Raw genomic sequence first — 19,606 nt, forward strand, 5'->3', positions numbered from 1 at the left:
TACATAAAGGAGTCCGTTATGGAAACTCAACTCTCTAAACAAGAAATAAAACAAGCAATGAAATTTGACTCTACGGATTTTGGTTGGGTCATTATGAGTATTGGTATGGCAATTGGTGCGGGAATCGTGTTTCTTCCTGTACAGGTTGGCTTAATGGGAATGTGGGTATTTTTACTTTCCTCTATTATTGGTTATCCGGCAATGTATTTATTTCAAAGGTTATTTATTAATACATTGGCAGAATCACCAAAATGCCAAGACTACCCCAGTGTTATTTCTGGCTATTTAGGTAAAAATTGGGGGATTTTATTAGGCTTACTTTATTTTATTATGCTGATTATTTGGATGTTTGTTTATTCTACTGCAATTACAAATGACAGTGCCTCTTATTTACATACCTTTGGGTTAACCGATGAATTATTATCAAAAAATCCATTTTATGGATTAGTGATTATCTGTATTTTAGTCGCAATAGCTTCCCGTGGTGAACAACTATTATTTAAGTTGTCTAGTTTTATGGTGCTTACTAAGCTATTTGTTGTCATTGCACTAGGATTTTCAATGATTGGAATGTGGCATTTATATAATATAGGCGCATTACCTGAAACAGGTTTGCTGATTAAAAATGCTATTATTACTTTACCTTTCACATTAACCTCTATTTTATTTATTCAGACTTTAAGTCCAATGGTTATTTCTTATCGTTCTCGTGAACAAAATAGGGAGATCGCACGACGCAAAGCATTAAGAGCAATGAATATTGCGTTTTTAGTTTTATTTACTTCCGTCTTTTTCTATGCTGTCTCTTTTACCTTAGCAATGGGAAGAGAAGAAGCCTTAAAAGCCTATGAGCAAAATATTTCCGCCTTAGCGATTGTTGCACAATTTTTCCCAGGTTCTTGGGCAACCTATGTTGGTATGATTTTAAATATTTTTGCGGTGATGACAGCTTTCTTTGGTGTATATTTAGGTTTTCATGAAGCAACGCAAGGGATTGTATTGAATATGTTACAACGCTTTATGCCGGCAGATAAAATTAATCAGAAATGGGTTGCGAAAGGAATTATGTTAGCTGCTATTCTGCTTGCTTGGAGTGCTATTGTATTAAATGCGCCAGTATTAAGCTTCACGTCTATTTGTAGCCCAATTTTTGGTTTAGTTGGTTGCTTGATTCCAGCTTATTTAGTTTATAAAGTACCAATGTTACATAAATATAAAGGCATTGCACTTTATATCATTATTATTACTGGCATTTTATTATGTATTTCACCATTTTTAGCATTAATGTAGGAGCTTATGATGAACGCACATTTATTGGCTTTTGAGCCAGCATTGATAAATATTGTAAAGCAGGATGTTGTGCCTGCATTAGGGTGTACCGAACCGATTTCTCTAGCACTAGCCTCTGCGACTGCCGCATCACATTTAGGGCAATTCCCAGATAAAATTGTGGCAAAAGTTTCACCAAATCTAATGAAAAACGGCTTGGGAGTCGCGGTTCCTGGTACGGGAATGGTTGGATTGCCTATTGCCGCCGCGGTAGGTGCGATTGGCGGAGATGCAAAAGCCGGATTAGAGGTATTAAATAAAATTACACCAGAGCAGGTAGAGCAGGCTAAACAGCTTTTAGCGCAACACAAAGTGAGTGTTTGTATTCAGCAAACGGATCAAATTTTGTATGCAGAATCAACGCTATATGCTGGCGATGATTGGGTAAGGGTGGTTATTCAAGGACAGCATACGAATATTATTCTTATTGAGAAAAAAGGGGAGGTTATCTATCAAGTAGAAGATAACCAACATCAAGACCTTGATCCTTATGCAATTTTTGAGCAGCTAAAGGCAAAAGATATTTTTGATTTTTCAATGACAGTGCCTTTGGATAAAATTGCATTTATTAATCAAGCTGAAAAATTGAATAAAGCTTTATCTAATGAAGGATTACGTAGTGATTATGGATTACGTATAGGCCGTACATTACAGAAACATATTGGTGATGGGCTTATATCAGATGATTTGCTTTCACGTATTATGATTAATACAACAGCGGCATCAGATGCCAGAATGGGCGGCGCTAGTTTACCGGCAATGAGTAATTCTGGTTCGGGTAATCAAGGTATCACTGCGACAATGCCTGTTGTTGTCGTGGCGGATCATCTCAAGGTTGATGAAGAAAAACGTACACGCGCATTATTTTTATCACATTTAATGGCAATTTTTATTCATAGTAAGCTACCAAAACTTTCTGCCCTTTGTGCGGTAACTACTGCGGCAATGGGAAGTTGTGCTGGGATTTCTTATTTATTAACAGATAAATTTGATACGGCAGCAATGGCGATAAGTAGTATGATCGGTGATATTAGTGGGATTATTTGTGATGGCGCTGCAAATAGTTGTGCAATGAAAGTATCGACAAGTGTTACATCAGCATATAAATCGGTGTTGATGGCAATGAATCAAACAGGTGTAACCGGTAATGAAGGGATTGTGGAACATTGTGTTGATGAAAGTATAGAAAATTTATGTGCGATTGCTTGTAAGAGTATGCAACACACAGATGTGCAAATTATTGAGATTATGGCAAACAAACCTCAAGGCTAGCCTTTACTAGATATCCCTCTCGGTTTATCAAAATAAACAGCCTATTTCTTACAAACCAGAAATAGGCTGTTTTTTATCTTCATTTTTTATGAGAATCACTTGTGAATCTATGCCCATACTATAAATTTTCTTAATGGTAAAAACACCTTTTCTAATAATAGGTATCGCTATTTTTCCTCGTTTTATATAATCCGCTCGCTTTTTAACATCAAGAAGAACAATAGGAGAATAGAATGAAAAAACTAGCATTTGCTGGTGCATTATTTGTATTTGCGACAACTAGCGTAAATGCCATTGATGTGGTGAGTAAAGATGGGAAGGTGGATTTTGGTTCACATTTTGAAGCAACAGTATTAACCGATAAGGTTGATGGCGGTTGGGAGATGATCTGGGGGCCGAAAGAGCAACTTTGGCTAACGGAACGTGCAGGCAGAAATATCGTGAGCATTGATCCCAAAACGGGCGAGAAAACCGTGTTGTATCATTTTGCCAATGCCTATGAAAAATTCCCACATCAAGGCGTGTTAGGGTTAGCCTTAGATCCAAATTTTGATGCAGGTGAACCTTATGCTTATGCGGCTTATACTTATGTGGATGGCGAGAAAAAATTCGCCCGTATTGTACGTTTAACCTATGATGGGAAAGTCAACAAATTAGGTGATGAGAAAATTGTCATTGACCATATTATTGCAGGTGTCGATCACAATGCTGGACGCATTAAATTTGGCCCAGATGGCAAACTTTATTACACCACGGGCGATTTAGGCTATAACCAAGGTAAACACGTTTGCGATGAAATTACTTCACAAAAATTGCCGACAGCAGAACAGGTGAAAAATCACGACTACCAAGCTTATAACGGAAAAACCTTGCGTCTTAACAAAGATGGCTCAATTCCCGATGATAACCCTATCATTAAAGGGGTGAAAAGCCACGTTTATACCTACGGACACCGTAATCCACAAGGTTTAGTATGGGTAGGAAATCATCTTTATAGTACAGAACAAGGCCCTTCAAGCGATGATGAATTGAACAAACTTGAAGCAGGTGGAAATTATGGCTGGCCACACGTTGCGGGATTTAAAGATGATTTAGCTTATGTTTATGCAAATTATTCTGCTGCGGTAAATTGCCCGAGCGTGAAATATGATCCCAATGTGATTCCTGAAGGCGTGCCAACACAAAAAGAAACGGATTACAAAGAACCTGTGATTGATCCTGTCAAAACGTTCTTCACGGTGAATAATGACTACAATTACACTAACGCCACTTGTGGAAAACTGGCTTATATTTGCTGGCCAACAATTGCACCGGGTAATGCGGTATATTATCCGAAAGATGGCGTTATTCCAGAGTTCCGTAATTCATTATTATTAGCAACCTATAAGAGTGGGGCAATCTATCAAGTCAAAATGAATGAAGATGCGAGTAATGTGCAAGGGGATACGGCAAAATATTTCACCAGTGCAAACCGTTATCGCAATGCTTTAGTTAGCCCAGATACCCGAAAAATTTATGTGGTAACAGATAATATGGGAAATGGCCGTCAATTAGATGACACGCCAACTTCAAAAATGGCAAATCCCGGTTCAATTATTGTCTTTGAATATATGGGGCAATAATGGCTGATCTGCACCTCAAATTAGGTGTCCAGTTTTTCGAGTACAGATCAGACTGTGGTTAAATAGTAAAAGTGCGGTGATTTTTCACCACACTTTTTATCGGGATTATTTTTTCCAAATAATATGATATTGACGATCTTCTTCTTGGTGGGAAATGAGGAACTTGGCAAAAATATCGTCCATTTCATCTTGTGCATTGACTAAGCCGATCCAAACTTCAGCATATTCGTCAGGATCAATCAATACGCCGATTTCTTCTTCCCAATCTTCTGCCGTTTCGACAAATTCAACCGCACCGCGTTCTTCAAATTGTAAATTGAAGAGAACAATATCCGCAGGATCAAGGTTCTCTCCGGCCATTTCAAGGAAGATGTCATAGGCAATATCAATAGCCGTATCAGGATCGAGTTTTTTTATTTGTTCTGTCATTGGTTTTTTTATTTGTTTGAAAAGAGTGCGTATCATAGCATAAGAATAATCAGGAAAGAAAAAGTGCGGTAATTTTTTACCGCACTTTGCCTTTTATCTTTTGGGCGATACTTGCGTTTAACCAGTATTACGCATTCCAGCGGCAATACCTGTAATGGTGATCATCAAGGCTTGCTCAACATCAGGATTTGGGTTTTCAGGATTTTCACGCAAACGGCGTAATAATTCCACTTGTAATAAGTTGAGTGGATCAGTGTAAATATTACGCAAAGCGATAGATTCTGCAATCCAAGGGAGATCGGACATTAATTGATCTTCGTGCGATAAAGAGAGAATTGTTTGAATATCAGCGTTTAATTGTTCGCGTAAAGATTGCCCTAAATACCATAATTCAGGTTTCACAAGATGTTGATCATAGTGTTCAGAAAGCCAAGTATCGGTTTTACTGAACACCATTTCTAACATACCAATCCGAGTTGAGAAAAATGGCCATTGTTTACACATTTCTTCAATAATATTGCCTTTACCTTGCTCAATAGCAAGCCGCACTGAAGCCCCTGCACCAAGCCAAGCAGGTAGCATTAAGCGGTTTTGCATCCAAGCGAAAATCCAAGGAATCGCACGCAGACTTTCCACGCCTCCATTAGGATTGCGTTTCGCCGGGCGTGAACCCAATGGTAATTTTGATAGTTCTTGTTCTGGTGTCGCAGAGCGGAAATATGGCACAAAATCTTTATCGCCACGCACCACGCGACGATAAATATCGCAAGATGTGCGAGAAAGCTCATCCATTACTTCACGCCAAGCCGTTTTAGGTTCTGGTGGGGGTAATAAATTGGCTTCTAAAATAGCACTTGCGTAAAGATCTAAACTGCCTACTGCCACCGCAGAGAGACCAAGTTTAAAGCGGATCATTTCTCCTTGTTCGGTTACACGTAAACCATTTTTTAATGAACGTGGCGGTTGAGAAAGAAGTGCCGCGTGTGCAGGTGCGCCCCCTCGTCCAATAGTACCACCACGCCCGTGGAATAGGGTAAGTTCGATGCCTAATTCTTCACATAAATTCACGAGTTGTTCTTGCGCACGATATTGCGCCCAAGAAGCGGCCATCATTCCCGCATCTTTTGCACTGTCGGAATAGCCAATCATCACCATTTGTTTATTATTGATGACCCCACGATACCAGCCGATATTGAATAATTGACGCATCACCTCTTCGGAGGCGTCTAAATCATCTAATGTTTCAAATAACGGTACAACAGGTAAGTGGTAAGGTACGCCAGCTTCTTTTAGCAATAAATGCACGGCAAGCACATCGGAAGCGGTACGCGCCATTGAAATAATATAGCAAGAAATCACGCCTTCGGATTGTTCTGCAATCACTTTACAGGTATCTAGCACTTCTTGCGTTTCTGCAGAAGGTTGCCAATCGCGCGGTAAGAGTGGACGGCGTGAACTGAGTTCACGAATTAAGAAAGCTTGTTTGTCATCTTCTGTCCATTGTGAATAATCACCTAAACCAATATAACGGGTGATTTCCGCAATGGCATCGCTATGTCTTGTGCTTTCTTGGCGAATATCAAGGCGAGAAAGCGATAAGCCAAAGCAACGAATACGGCGTAAGCAATCAAGTAATGCCCCATTTGCAATAATTCGCATACCACATTGATGGAGAGATTGATAGCAGTCATAAAGTGGTTCCCAAAGCTGTTCATCATCAGTTAAACATTCTTCTGACGCAACAGCAGGGATTTTGCCTTCTAGTTGATCGCCATAATAGGCCACCGTTTTGATCAATTTGCTACGCAATTGTTTGATGACAAAGCGATAAGGCTCTAAGTGATCGCCATATTTAGCGCGAAATTCAGGCGTACATTGAATTACAGAAAGTTCATCGGCTAAGGCTTTGATATCTTCTAAAAATAACTCAGCTGCTTTCCAGCGATTCATTAGTAACACTTGGCGAGTCGTTTGGGCAGTCACAAATGGGTTACCATCACGATCTCCACCCATCCAAGAAGAAAAACGTACTGGAGCAAGATCCACTGGCAATTGCACCGCAAAGTTTTTTTCTAAATGAAAATTAAATAGGCGACAAAATTCTGGCACCGCTTTCCATAGGCTATTTTCAATCACTGCCATTCCTGCTTTGGCTTCATCAACAGGGGTTGGGCGTTGGGTACGAATTTCATTCGTATGCCAAGCGAGGGCAATAAGTTGCATTAAACGGCGTTTAAGTTTGGTGGTTTCGGCTTCGGTTAAATCATCGTGTTCTAAACGGCTTAAGCAGCGGTTGATTTCGACGTGCTTATGCCCGAGTGAACGGCGTGTTACCTCGGTTGGGTGAGCGGTAAGCACCAATTCAATAATCAGTTTTTGTACCGCATCAAGGACTTTCTCAACAGGAACATTTTGTACTTTTAAACGTTGAAATAAGGCTTCTAACGTGCGATCGGAAGATTCTTGGTCAATATGCTGACGAGAAATTGTTTGGTATTGTTCAGCAATATTGGTTAAGTTCAAAAAATGGCTGAAGGCTCTCGCGACAGGAATAATGTTTTCGTCAGAAATTGTCGCGAGGGTATCAAGTAGCTGCTGGCGTGCTTTTTCATCACCCGCACGGGAATTGCGTGATAACACACGAATATTTTCAATTAAGTCAAGAATATCACTACCTTGTGCATCACTAATGGTTTCGCCCAAGAAATGCCCAAGCATATTGATGTTGTTACGCAGTGTTGTGTATTGTTGGATCATAAGCACCTCACAAAAAAATAAATTCGTTTTCTGTGATAGATATAATCAAAAATAGGGAGAAAGGTCAATTATTTAAAAGATAAAAAATAATATAAATCAAAAGTGTGGTGGTTTTTTTATGAATTTTTTATCTTTTTTTATATGAAATCTAATAATGTTAGTAATTTGTTAAAATTTAGTCTAAAAAATTGCCCGTTATAGTAACGGGCAGGAGATGAATTATAACTGTTTAACTGAACTGCGAACGACTAATTCAGGGTGCATTTCGATAATTTGGTGCTGACCTGATTTATCACTAATGCGTTGGAATAATAAATTCACCGCTTGTGCGCCTAAACGAGATTTAGACTGGTGTATTGTGGTAAGTGGCGGTGAATAAAAACGCGAGGCGTGAATATTGTCATAGCCAATAATAGAAATATCATCAGGCACTTTCAGTCCTTTTTCTCCAATGGCAGAGATTGCACCTAATGCCATTACATCATTGCAACAGAATACCGCGCTAGGTAAGTGTGCTTGCTTTAAGATTTTATTCATACATTCATAGCCATCTTCTGGCTCAAAAAAACCTTCCATTACCCAATCGGGATTAATTGGCAAATTAGCCTCTGTCATTGCTTTAACAAAACCTTCATAACGTGTTTTAGCCGTGGTTTTAATTAATTCACCTGCAATGATACCAATGGCTTTATGCCCATTATCAATCAGATATTTGGTTGCCATATAGCCACCTTCAAAGCTGTTGTCTTGAATAATATCTGTATTTTGATTATTTGGTCCCCAATCCATTACTACCATTGGAATATCGGTGAAATTTGCCAGCAGATCGAGGGAATCTTGCGTGTATTCTGCACACATCACTAACACCCCATCTACGCGTTTTTTAGCAAGCATTTCAAGGTGATTTTTAATTTTTTCTGGTTCATTTTGGGTATTGCATAAAAATAATGAATAGCCTTGGCGATAGCAATGCTCTTCAACGGCGTGAATAATTTCAGCAAAATAAGGGGCTTCACTGGTGGTTACGATCATACCAATTGATTTTGTGGTATTGACTTTCAAACTTCTCGCTACTGCACTGGGTGAATAATTGAGTGCTTGAATCGCCTCGCGTACTTGCTTTTCTGTTTCAGGTGCAACAAAGCGCGTTTTATTAATTACGTGGGATACCGTCGTGGTGGACACGCCCGCCATTTTTGCCACATCTTTAATTGTTGCCATAATTCCTCCGAAAAAATTTTGGCTATTATAAAGGGCGAAATCGAATTGTTAAGGGTTATTGCGAAAAAATTTGCACTTCATCACAGCTTTTTCCTGTTTACTTAAGAAAGTTTCTTTTTTTCACAATTTTGCTATAATCCCGACAAGTTTTATCAACTTTTAGGAGTAAATTATGGGTACATTTGGTTATGCAATGATGATGGTTGTGCTATCTTTAGGCGTGATCCTAACGCTTGCCTCATCAATTTTTTAATGAGTTGATTTAAAAGAAAAAGCTAAGTTTAGAAAACTTAGCTTTTTTTATAACGCATTGTTTTTATAAAAGTTCCTTAGGTAAAGAGAACTCACCTTAGTGAGTTTCCAGTTCCTAAATTAAATTGAAAATAAAGCTAAACAAGTAATAGATTAAAGTTTATCTGCGTTTTGTTTTAAGTATTTTGCAACGCCTTCAGGGCTGCCGGTCATTCCTTCTTTGCCTTTTTCCCATTGTGCTGGGCAAACTTCACCGTGTTCTTCGTGGAATTGTAACGCATCAACCATACGGATCATTTCGTCAATGTTACGACCAAGTGGAAGATCGTTTACAACTTGGTGACGAACAACGCCATCTTTGTCAATTAAGAATGAAGCACGAAGTGCAACGCCTGCTTCAGGGTGTTCAATACCGTATGCTTGAGCAATCTCGTGTTTAACGTCAGCAACCATTGCAAATTGAACTTCACCGATACCGCCTGCATCAACAGAGGTTTTACGCCACGCATTGTGAGTGAATTGAGAGTCAATAGAAACACCAACCACTTCAACACCACGGTTTTTGAATTCTTGATAACGGTGATCGAATGCGATGATTTCAGATGGACATACAAAAGTGAAATCTAAAGGCCAGAAGAAGATAACTGCTGGTTTACCTTCGATGTGTTTTTTTAAGTTAAAATTATCAACAATTTCACCGTTGCCTAATACAGCGGATGCAGTAAAATCTGGTGCTTGACGAGTTACTAATACCATAGTAAAAATCTCCTATAAAAATTAATGATAGATATGCTTAAACAACAATAAGCGTAAATCAGGAAATATTCTAAAGAAAAGCACCGCACTTGAATAACTGTTTTTATCTATTAAATTGATTATTTTTACCTAAATTTAATAAAAGTAAGGAAAATGTATGAAAGCAAATACTACATCGAACACCACCTTTGTCCACGCTGGACGCAAAAAGAGAATGACGCAAGGCAGTGTGAATCCTGTGATTCAGCGTGCCTCTTCTTTAGTTTTTGATTGCTTAGCGGATAAAAAAGAAGCCGGCAAAAACCTCACTAAAGGCGCATTATATTATGGACGTCGCGGTACGCTCACTCATTTTGCCTTGCAAGATTTAATGTGTGAATTAGAAGGTGGGGCAGGCTGTTATCTTTACCCTTGTGGGGCTGCTGCGGTAACCAATACCATTCTTTCTTTTGTGGCAACTGGTGATCATATTTTGATGACAGGTGCGGCTTATGAGCCAACTCAAGTGTTCTGCAACGTAATTTTGCAAAAAATGGGGGTAAGTACCACCTATTATGATCCGCTGATGGGGGCTGAAATTGCCAACTTAATGCAGCCAAATACTAAAGTGGTGTTCTTAGAATCGCCAAGCTCACTGACAATGGAAGTGCCTGATATTCCTGCGATTGTAAAAGCTGTGCGTGCGGTTAATCCTGATGTCGTGATTATGATTGATAATACTTGGGCGGCGGGCGTGTTATTTAAGGCGCTGGAACACGATATTGATATTTCTATCCAAGCGGGGACGAAATATTTAGTAGGGCATTCTGATGCAATGATCGGCACTGCGGTATCTAACGCCCGTTGTTGGGATAAATTGCGTGAACATTCTTATTTAATGGGGCAAATGGTGGATGCAGATACCGCCTATGTTACCGCACGGGGTATTCGTACCTTAGCGGTTCGCCTAAAACAACATCAAGAAAACAGCATAAAAGTTGCGCAATGGTTAGCTCAACAGCCTGAAGTAAAAGCGGTCTATCACCCAGCTTTAGCAAGCTGTCCGGGACACGAAAACTTTAAGCGTGATTTCACGGGTGCCAGCGGGTTATTTTCTTTTGAACTAAAAGAGAAATTAACACAAGAACAATTAGAACGCTTTATGGATCATTTTGAACTGTTTTCAATGGCGTATTCTTGGGGAGGATTTGAGTCATTAATTTTATATAATCAACCAGAAGAGATTGCTAAAATTCGCCCTAATATTGATAGAAAACTGACTGGCACATTAATCCGTGTGCATATTGGTTTTGAAGAAGTTGAAGATTTAATCGCTGATTTGAAAGCGGGCTTTGAACGTTTGAAAGGTTAAAATGCCTGACCCCACATTAAAAGTGGGGTCATTTTTTTGCGAAAAGTTAATTTTCTTTTTTCAATTTAATTTCTTGCACCCATTTATTGACTAAGCGTTTGCCTTCTTCTGCCGAACCAAAACGGTCAAAATCAATATTGATCAGCTTCAAGGTTTTAGGATCAACTGATTTGGGTGAAGCTTGCGCATTCACATTAGTTGGAATTTGATAAACCCCAGCCTCACGCCAAGGAATTTCTTGTGCCTCTTTAGATAATGCCCAATCTACAAATAATTTTGCGTTATCCAAGTTTCTTGCGCCTTTAATAATGCTTAATCCACCAAGGGAATAACTATCACCCTCACAAGGCAAAATGGCTTCCACTGGTGCGCCATTTTCTTTCTCGGTGGCATAACTATGCACGAACCCAACACTGACCGCACTTTCACCGCGTGCTAAATTACTGGTAACTTGATTGCTCTTCATATATTGAGAAACATTTTTATCTAACTGTTTTAGATAGGCAAAGGCTTTTTCTTCACCGAGTAATTCAATCAGCGTAACAATCGCTGTATAAGTCGTGCCGGAAAGTTGAGGATCTGGTACTTGAATTCGTCCTTTTAAGCGGGGATCAAGCAAATCTTTCCAACATTTTGGATAGTCTTTAATGCCTAGCTCAGCAAATTTTTCAGTATTTACACCAAAACCAAGTACGAGCATATATAAAATAGACGTCAGATCGCCTTTTTTATCTAACAATGCTTTAAATTGTGGCATTGTTTCAGCTTGCATTGGTGAACGATAAGGGCTGAGTAAACCCAGATCGCCAGCTTGATAATGTAATTCAATCGTACCGCCGTACCAAACATCCGCTTGCGGATTGTGTTGTTCTGCTTTTAACTTGGATAAGGTCGCCCCTGTACTATTACGTACAAATTGAGTTTGCACATGATACTTCTTACTAAAAGCCTGCGTGATTTTCTCACAAGTCGTACTTTGCACACTACAATAGACGGTGAGCTTGCCTTCGGCCTGAACGGCATTGGAAAACAGCGTTGCCGAGCCTAAACAAAGTGCGGTGTAAATTTTACTTAAATTTTTATTTAGAAAGTTCATTCTCACGCCCTATTCTTTTCCTTTTACATCAATAATAAACACTTCCGATTGCGATCCCAATCGCATTGGAATTCCCCAAAATCCATAACCTGAAGTAACGAAAAAATGCCCGTTGCCAATTTTCTCATAACCGTAATCTAAACGATATAACACCTTTGTGATTAAATTTGCTGGAAAGATTTGTCCTTTATGTGCGTGGCCTGAAACCTGAATATCAATAGGTAAGGTTGAATGTGCCATAATTTCTGTTGGACGGTGATCCAATAGAAAAATAGGTAAATGGGTATTTAAGCGATTAATTATATCTTTGGTTTTTGGACGCGCTTTAAATAAATCATCATTACGCCCAATCAGCACAAAACGATTATCTACTTGCACTGCTTGATCCATCAGAACCGTAATACCAGCTTGACGAATTTCGTTGGCAATCGCCTGCTGTTGTCCAAAGAAATCGTGGTTACCTAAGGTGGCATAAACGCCAAGCGGGGCGTGTAATTGAGCAAGATGCGGTCGCATTTTTTCTGCGACATAAGCGCGAATATTATCATCCATAATATCGCCCGGGAGTAAAATAATATCGACTTTTTGCTCGTTCATTATTTCAGCCAGCTTATCCAATTGTTTGCCACCAAATAATCGTCCAAGGTGAAAATCACTCGCCATTCCAATACGCAAGGGTTTGAAAGGTTTATCCAAGGTAATTTGATAATGAATGACTTGTGGCGTGTAAGCATTATAGACGCTCAATCCAATCAAACTGATTAAACCAACAGGATAAAGCCAAGCTAAGGTGCGGTGCAATTTGGGCTTAAATTTTTGTTTTCTAAAGATAAAGTAAATAGCTACACAGGCTAAGCTGACAAAGCTTGCAAAAAGCAAAAATGCCAAAATAAAAGCGCTAGTGCGAAACATCGGGTAAATACGCGAGACAGTGAGCAAAATAATACTGTTTGCAGCGAGATAAGTACTCAGGGTGAAAATTTTACGACAAACAGGACTGGCATTTTGCAAATAAAGCCAAGAAAGGGTGCGGTTAAAAATATAAATAAAACATTGTAAGAAAATAATACAAATTGCGAAAATAACCTGGTATCGCATTATGAACAGCTTTCCTAACGTAAAAAATCATAAAGTGCGGTTATTTTTAACCGCACTTTATCCTTTGTCAATGTAAACTTACTTTAGTTTCACTTCTTCTAGCCAACGTTTTATTAAGCGTTTTCCTTCTTCGTCTGAGCCAAAGCGATCAAAATCAAAGTCAATGAGTTTTAAGGTTTTTGGATCGGTTGAATTTGGCGAGGCTTTAGCGTGAATATTGGTTGGAATTTGATACATTTTTTCTTCACGCCACGCAATTTCTTGTGCTTCTGGGGTTAATGCCCAATCCATAAATAATTTCGCATTGTCTAAATTTCTCGCCCCTTTCAAAATACTGATACCACCAAGCGAATAGCTATCCCCCTCACAAGGTAAAATTGCTTCCACTGGTGCGCCATTTTCTTTTTCTGTTTGATAACCATTAATAAAACCGATGGTTACCGCCGCATCCCCACGCGAGAGATTGGATTTCTCTGTGCCACTTTTTGCATATTGGGAAATGTTTTTATCTAAAGCTTTAAGATAACGAAAGGCTTCTTCCTCACCGAATAATTGCACGAGTGTTGCGATAAAGGTGTAGCCGGTACCTGTATTGCGCGGATCAGGCATTTGAATTTGATCTTTAAATTTGGGATCGGTTAAATCTTTCCAACATTTTGGGTAGTCCTTAATGCCTAATTGTTTGAACTTTTCCGTATTTACACCAATGCCTAACACAATAATATAGCCAATTGCGGTTACATCACCGTGCTTGTCGAGCAATGCTTTAAATTGTGGCATTGTTTCCGCTTGTAGGGGCGAACGATAAGGTTCGAGTAATCCTAATTGCGCAGCTTGAAAATGAGGTTCAATGGTGCCGCCATACCAAATATCCGCTTGTGGCAAGGCTTGTTCTGCTTTGATTTTAGCTAAGGTTGCCCCTGTGCTATTACGCACAAATTTGGTGTCCACGTGATATTTTTTAGCAAAAATTTGAGCCATTTTTTCGCACACAGAATGTTGCACGCTACAATAAATATTGAGTCGTCCTTCCGCGTTAGCATTGTGGCTAAATAAAAAGAATCCACCTAGCACAATAAAAATTAAGCCACATTTTGATAAAAATGATGAGAAAAAAGGTTTAAATTGCATTGTCATTTCCTTATTAATTAAATGATTAAAAAGTCATATTGACGAGCAAGGAAGAAATTAGAAAGGTAAAAAAGAATATTCTGCAACATAGCTATTTGCAAGAATATGATCTAATTAGTTTCCTACGTCAGCATTAACTGAATCAGGTTCACGGGTATCATCTCAGCTTAAAAAGCACCCCGACTAATTCCCGTTTAGTATAGAAAGGGCAGGATATTGCTGTCAAATAGAAAAGACTAAATGGCTATAATTAATGATGAAAAAAGGAAATAAAAATAAGCAAAAAATAACCGCACTTCTTATCCGCAAAGAAATCACAAAATAAAGGTGTTTGGGTTTTTATAGAAAGAAAAGTGCAGTGAAATTTTCCTGATTTTTTCACCGCACTTTTGTGATTGAGGTTTTACTAAGCAGGGGCTTGGAAGATCACTTCCTGTGCTTTTTGCGTATATTGATTAAGTTGATCAAAATTCATATAGCGATAGGTGTCTTCTTTGTCTTGCTGTAAATCCGCCACATAGGCTTGATATTCTTCTGGCGTTGGCAGTTTGCCGAGCAGTGCAGCCACAGCAGCGAGTTCTGCTGATGCCAAATACACATTTGCCCCTTGTCCTAAGCGGTTCGGGAAATTGCGGGTTGAAGTGGAAACCACTGTGGCATTATTGGCGACACGCGCTTGATTGCCCATACAAAGTGAACAACCGGGGATTTCAATCCGTGCGCCACTTTTACCATAAATGCTGTAATAGCCTTCTTCTGTCAGTAGGCTGGCATCCATTTTAGTTGGTGGGGCGAGCCATAAGCGAGTTGGAATGACCTCTTTAAACTTGGCTAATAATTTTCCAGCTGCACGGAAATGGCCAATATTCGTCATACAAGAGCCGATAAATACTTCGTCAATTTTATCCCCTTGCACCTCAGAAAGAAGGCGAGCGTCATCAGGATCATTTGGCGCACATAAAATCGGTTCTTTGATTTCATTGAGATCGATTTCAATCACGGCAGCATATTCTGCATCAGGATCTGCGCTGAGTAATTGAGGATTTTCTAACCATTTTTCCATTGCGTTGATACGGCGTTCTAGCGTACGCGCATCGCCATAACCTTCTGCAATCATCCATTTGAGTAATACAATGTTGGAATTCAGGTATTCAATGATTGGTGCTTTGTCTAATTTTATGGTACAAGCGGCGGCAGAGCGTTCTGCTGAGGCATCGGAAAGCTCAAAGGCTTGCTCCACTTTAAGATGCTCTAATCCTTCAATTTCTAAAATGCGACCAGAGAAAATATTTTTCTTGCCTTGTTTTTCTACCGTGAGCAGGCCTTGTTGAATGGCATAATAAGGAATGGCGTGGACTAAATCACGCAAGGTGATGCCCGGCTGCATTTCACCTTTGAAGCGAACAAGCACACTTTCCGGCATATCCAGTGGCATTACACCTGTGGCAGCAGCAAACGCCACCAAGCCTGAACCAGCAGGGAAAGAAATGCCAATCGGGAAGCGAGTGTGTGAATCTCCGCCTGTTCCTACGGTATCAGGCAATAACATACGATTTAGCCAAGAGTGGATAACGCCATCTCCGGGACGAAGCGATATACCGCCTCGGTTCATAATAAAATCAGGCAACGTGTGATGGGTGACCACATCCACCGGTTTAGGGTAGGCGGCGGTATGGCAGAAAGATTGCATCACAAGATCTGAGGAAAACCCTAAACAGGCGAGATCTTTTAGTTCATCACGGGTCATTGGGCCGGTGGTATCTTGTGAGCCGACAGAGGTCATTCTTGGTTCGCAATATTGTCCCGGACGAATACCTTCTACACCGCAGGCGCGCCCGACCATTTTTTGTGCGAGGGTAAACCCTTTATGGTTATCGGCTATTGCTTGTGGTTTGGCAAAAATATCATTTTCAGCTAAACCTAAACTTTGGCGTGCTTTATGTGTTAAGCCTCGTCCGATAATTAATGGAATACGTCCGCCAGCGCGTACTTCATCTAATAATACATTGGTTTTTAACTGAAATTCGGCTAATACTTGATCGCTATTATGCTGGCAAATTTTGCCTTGATAAGGGTAAATATCAATCACATCCCCCATATTGAGTTTGCTTACATCGACCTCAATCGGCAATGCTCCCGCATCTTCTAACGTATTAAAGAAAATAGGGGCAATTTTTCCGCCTAATACCACGCCACCCGCGCGTTTATTCGGAATATAAGGAATATCCTCTCCCATAAACCATAGCACCGAATTCGTCGCAGATTTGCGAGATGAACCTGTGCCTACAACGTCGCCCACATAAGCCAGTGGATAGTCTTTTTCTTTTAAGGCATTAATTTGTTGAATTGGTCCAATATTGCCGGCTTCATCTGGTTGAATGCCTTCTCGTTCATTTTTTAGCATTGCTAGAGCGTGCAAAGGAATATCTGGACGTGACCACGCATCTTGAGCAGGAGAAAGATCATCTGTGTTGGTTTCACCCGATACTTTAAATACGGTAACAGTGAGTTTTTCGTCTAATTTTGGACGTGATAAAAACCATTCAGCCTTTGCCCAAGATTGAAGAATTTGTTGTGCGTAAGCATTGCCTTGTTTGGCTCGTTGTTCTACATCGTAGAAATTATCGAACATTAATAACGTGGAAGAAAGGGCGGTGACGGCATAAGGGGCAAGGGTGTCATTATCAAGGGCTTGGAGCAGTGGTTCAATATTATAACCACCTTGCATTGTACCTAAAATTTGTACCGCACTTTCAGGACTAATCAAGGGAGAGTGGGCGCTACCATTGACAATGGCGGCAAGAAAAGAGGCTTTCACATAAGCGGCTTCATCCACCCCAGCCGGTACGCGGGTTTTAAAAAGCTCAAGAAGATATTCCGTTTGCTCTGCTGGGGGATGTTTTAATAATTCAATAAGCTGTGCGGTTTGTTCGGCATCTAATGGTTTTGGCACAACACCCTGTGCGGCACGTTCATCAATATGTTTTTGGTAATCGTGTAGAAAGTTTGACATTGTGTTTCCTCTTATTGTTTTTATCGTTAGGGATAGCACTTTTCTTTTTTCTCACTTGAGTTAACTAAAAGAAAAGTGCGGTGCTTTTTTTGAGTGTTTTTACTTAGAAAACTTTCTTAAATGGTTTGATGATGACTTCGCCATAAACCCCTGCTTCCACATAAGGATCTTGGTTTGCCCATTGTTGGGCGGCTTCAAGACTATCAAATTGAGCAATAACCGTTGAACCGGTAAAGCCTGCCTCGCTGGGGTTTTCATCATCAATGGCTGGATTTGGTCCCGCGGTTAATAGACGATTTTCTGCTTGTAATTGTTTTAAACGAGCGAGGTGTTGCTCACGCACAGCAAGACGCTGAGCGAGTGTGTTGGGTTTATCTTGTGCGAAAATAACATAATACATTTTGTTGTTCTCCTTGATTAGGGTTTTGCCATTAATGCTAATGCTTTTTCTAGTTCTGGGTTGTTTTCTCGCGGAATGGCACGAGATTTTCCTTTATTATCTACTGCAACGAAGGTAAAGATCGCTTCCGTCACACAATAACGTTCACCAATGGGTTCACTGGACACTTTTTTTGCCCATACTTCAATTTTTATTTGAATAGAAGAACGGCCGACTTTAACACATTGCCCATAACAGCATACCACATCGCCAACGGAGATTGGGCGGATAAAGGTCATACTATCAACGGCAACGGTAACGACACGCCCGTGTGCGATTTCTTTCGCTAAAATAGCGCCGCCCATATCCATTTGCGACATAATCCAACCGCCGAAAATATCGCCGTTGGCGTTGGTATCAGAAGGCATCGCTAATGTACGAAGTAATAAACTACCTTGGGATTGTCGCCCCGTTTTGGTTTCAATAAAAACAGACATAATTTTTCCTATTGTTGTTCTTTATTATCCGTTTGTGGAAGATAACGATAAATATAAACGCCCGTTGCTACTGTTGCAATAAGGCTAAGCCCAATAATTCCAAACGTTTTGAAATCGACCCAAATATCGTCAGAGAAATATTGACTAATGATAATATTAATCACCATACAAAGCAGAAAGAAGCACGCCCAGCCCATATTTAATTTATACCAAACCGCATCAGGTAGCTGAATTTCTTTACCTAATAATTGCTGAATGAGCGGTTTGTTAAACATCACTTGGCTAATGATTAATGCCAAAGCGAACAAGGCATAAATCACCGTCACTTTCCATTTTAAAAATGCTAATTCGTTGAAATAGGCGGATAATGCACCAAAAAAAACCACTGCACTTCCCATAATGAGCTGTTGTTTTTCAATTTTACCGTATTTGACTTTTAGCACCACAAGCTGAATGACGGTGGCAATAATTAGGGCAATTGCGGCTTCACGAATCCCCACTAGTTTATACACAATAAAAAAGACGAGTAAGGGAATAAATTCTAAAATCTGTTTCATTATTGTTGATCCTTGCGCATAAATAAGCTGTAAAAGCGGTAGGTGAAAAGTAAAGAAAATACGCTCACTACGGCAGTTAAAAAGAGCATTAGGACATCGAAAATAAGATTGTCGCTTAATGCCGTGATACGTCTCAGTACAAAAGGCAGTACGACATAAATTAACAAACAATAAATCAATAACGGCGCAGTGCGTTTTACGCCGCTTAACCAGCTATTTTTCAATGCTTGCATAATGCTTACAGGGTTAATGAGATATTCTGTAGAAGCAAGGCTTAAGCGCACAAAAATAAAAAAGCCAAGCAAAATCGCGACCAAAGAAAGCATTGAAGGCGATTGCCCTTGTAAAATGGCGAACAGGCTTTCTACCACGCCAATCATCAGCGGAATAAATCCAATCAAGCTAATGACCACTACGCCAACAAAACGTTGTAAAGTTAGCACCGCACTTTGATTTAATGGATTTTGTTGTTGAATACTAATGCGGTGAAAAGTGAGAATACCCCAAGAAGAAAGAAATAGGCTGACTAATTGTTGTGCGATGCCTAACAGTAAAAATTCAGCACTGATATTATTCGGTAAGGGTAAACTTTGTCCATTTGCCTGACTGATTTCGGGCATCGGTACGACTGTCGTTAAAAGAAAATAGAAAATTAGTGCGTTAATAAAAAAGAAAAAGATAAATTGCTGGGTAATCGTCCTTTGATTACGCATAAAATACCAACAATCTTGAAAAATTTGAGTAAAATTAATGTTCATTCTTTATTTCCAGTAAAAAATCATTGCGACATTATACAATAACTTGCTAACCATTGCTTTTCCTTTAGTAGAAACCTCGCCTTGGTTA

Annotated in this window: 17 protein-coding genes and 1 riboswitch; of the genes, 4 read left to right on the top strand and 13 right to left on the bottom strand. The window is 39.7% G+C overall.

Going from position 1 to position 19,606, the window contains the following annotated elements; all coding sequences use genetic code 11:
• The first annotated feature begins 18 nt into the window (after positions 1-18).
• Together L4F93_RS09580 and L4F93_RS09585 are read left to right on the top strand one after the other, a co-directional pair.
• Positions 19-1,290 carry an amino acid permease gene (locus L4F93_RS09580; protein WP_250350071.1) on the top strand — a complete coding sequence of 424 codons (1,272 nt, stop codon included), beginning with the start codon at positions 19-21 and terminating at the stop codon, positions 1,288-1,290.
• Between the two features lie 9 nt (positions 1,291-1,299).
• Positions 1,300-2,601, top strand: coding sequence for an L-cysteine desulfidase family protein (locus tag L4F93_RS09585; protein WP_250351679.1), 1,302 nt, complete (start codon positions 1,300-1,302; stop codon positions 2,599-2,601).
• Between the two features lie 48 nt (positions 2,602-2,649).
• Here the strand turns inward: L4F93_RS09585 and L4F93_RS09590 are convergent, their stop codons facing one another.
• Positions 2,650-2,850, bottom strand: a complete 201-nt coding sequence (locus tag L4F93_RS09590) for a hypothetical protein (protein WP_250350072.1) — start codon at positions 2,848-2,850, stop codon at positions 2,650-2,652.
• Here L4F93_RS09590 and L4F93_RS09595 point away from each other — a divergent pair.
• Positions 2,835-4,223 (top strand): glucose/sorbosone family PQQ-dependent dehydrogenase, encoded by a 1,389-nt coding sequence (locus tag L4F93_RS09595; RefSeq protein ID WP_250350073.1) that lies wholly within the window; start codon positions 2,835-2,837, stop codon positions 4,221-4,223. The genes L4F93_RS09590 and L4F93_RS09595 overlap by 16 nt on opposite strands.
• A gap of 105 nt (positions 4,224-4,328) precedes the next feature.
• On the opposite strand, the gene L4F93_RS09600 is transcribed toward L4F93_RS09595, so the two are convergent.
• The 4 genes from L4F93_RS09600 to L4F93_RS09615 form a co-directional block, all read right to left on the bottom strand.
• Complete coding sequence (locus L4F93_RS09600) at positions 4,329-4,652, bottom strand: HI1450 family dsDNA-mimic protein (RefSeq protein ID WP_250350074.1); 324 nt, start codon at positions 4,650-4,652, stop codon at positions 4,329-4,331.
• Positions 4,653-4,769: 117 nt separating this feature from the next.
• Positions 4,770-7,409, bottom strand: coding sequence for a phosphoenolpyruvate carboxylase (ppc, locus tag L4F93_RS09605; RefSeq protein ID WP_250350075.1), 2,640 nt, complete (start codon positions 7,407-7,409; stop codon positions 4,770-4,772).
• Positions 7,410-7,628: 219 nt separating this feature from the next.
• On the bottom strand, positions 7,629-8,630 hold the full coding sequence (purR, locus tag L4F93_RS09610) for an HTH-type transcriptional repressor PurR (protein ID WP_250350076.1): 1,002 nt from the start codon (positions 8,628-8,630) through the stop codon (positions 7,629-7,631).
• Positions 8,631-9,035: 405 nt separating this feature from the next.
• The gene (locus L4F93_RS09615) at positions 9,036-9,638 is read right to left on the bottom strand and encodes a peroxiredoxin C (protein WP_250350077.1); all 603 of its coding nucleotides are present in this window, start codon (positions 9,636-9,638) and stop codon (positions 9,036-9,038) included.
• A 157-nt stretch (positions 9,639-9,795) separates the two neighbouring features.
• On the opposite strand from L4F93_RS09615, the gene metC reads away from it, so the two are divergent.
• Complete coding sequence (gene metC / locus L4F93_RS09620) at positions 9,796-10,989, top strand: cystathionine beta-lyase (protein WP_250350078.1); 1,194 nt, start codon at positions 9,796-9,798, stop codon at positions 10,987-10,989.
• A gap of 46 nt (positions 10,990-11,035) precedes the next feature.
• Here metC and L4F93_RS09625 read toward each other — a convergent pair whose 3' ends face one another.
• The 8 genes from L4F93_RS09625 to L4F93_RS09660 all read right to left on the bottom strand — a co-directional run bounded on the left by L4F93_RS09625 (position 11,036) and on the right by L4F93_RS09660 (position 19,518).
• Positions 11,036-12,085 (bottom strand): ABC transporter substrate-binding protein, encoded by a 1,050-nt coding sequence (locus L4F93_RS09625; RefSeq protein WP_250350079.1) that lies wholly within the window; start codon positions 12,083-12,085, stop codon positions 11,036-11,038.
• A 9-nt stretch (positions 12,086-12,094) separates the two neighbouring features.
• A complete protein-coding gene (locus L4F93_RS09630) occupies positions 12,095-13,183 on the bottom strand; it encodes a metallophosphoesterase (RefSeq protein ID WP_250350080.1) in 1,089 nt (362 codons plus the stop codon).
• A gap of 78 nt (positions 13,184-13,261) precedes the next feature.
• Positions 13,262-14,314, bottom strand: coding sequence for an ABC transporter substrate-binding protein (locus L4F93_RS09635; RefSeq protein ID WP_250350081.1), 1,053 nt, complete (start codon positions 14,312-14,314; stop codon positions 13,262-13,264).
• Positions 14,315-14,416: 102 nt separating this feature from the next.
• A riboswitch (TPP riboswitch) is annotated at positions 14,417-14,506 on the bottom strand.
• A 214-nt stretch (positions 14,507-14,720) separates the two neighbouring features.
• Positions 14,721-17,327, bottom strand: coding sequence for a bifunctional aconitate hydratase 2/2-methylisocitrate dehydratase (acnB, locus tag L4F93_RS09640; RefSeq protein WP_250350082.1), 2,607 nt, complete (start codon positions 17,325-17,327; stop codon positions 14,721-14,723).
• 103 nt (positions 17,328-17,430) lie between these two features.
• A complete protein-coding gene (locus L4F93_RS09645) occupies positions 17,431-17,727 on the bottom strand; it encodes a YciI family protein (protein ID WP_250350083.1) in 297 nt (98 codons plus the stop codon).
• A 17-nt stretch (positions 17,728-17,744) separates the two neighbouring features.
• On the bottom strand, positions 17,745-18,203 hold the full coding sequence (gene yciA, locus L4F93_RS09650) for an acyl-CoA thioester hydrolase YciA (protein ID WP_250350084.1): 459 nt from the start codon (positions 18,201-18,203) through the stop codon (positions 17,745-17,747).
• Between the two features lie 8 nt (positions 18,204-18,211).
• Entirely contained in the window at positions 18,212-18,760 is a 549-nt protein-coding gene (locus L4F93_RS09655) for a septation protein A (protein ID WP_250350085.1), read from the bottom strand.
• Positions 18,760-19,518 carry a hypothetical protein gene (locus tag L4F93_RS09660; RefSeq protein ID WP_250350086.1) on the bottom strand — a complete coding sequence of 253 codons (759 nt, stop codon included), beginning with the start codon at positions 19,516-19,518 and terminating at the stop codon, positions 18,760-18,762. The genes L4F93_RS09655 and L4F93_RS09660 overlap by 1 nt, the downstream gene beginning before the upstream one ends.
• Positions 19,519-19,606: the final 88 nt, after the last annotated feature.

It is taken from the genome of Avibacterium sp. 20-132 (assembly GCF_023611925.1).
In the GTDB taxonomy this organism is placed as follows: Bacteria; Pseudomonadota; Gammaproteobacteria; order Enterobacterales; family Pasteurellaceae; genus Avibacterium.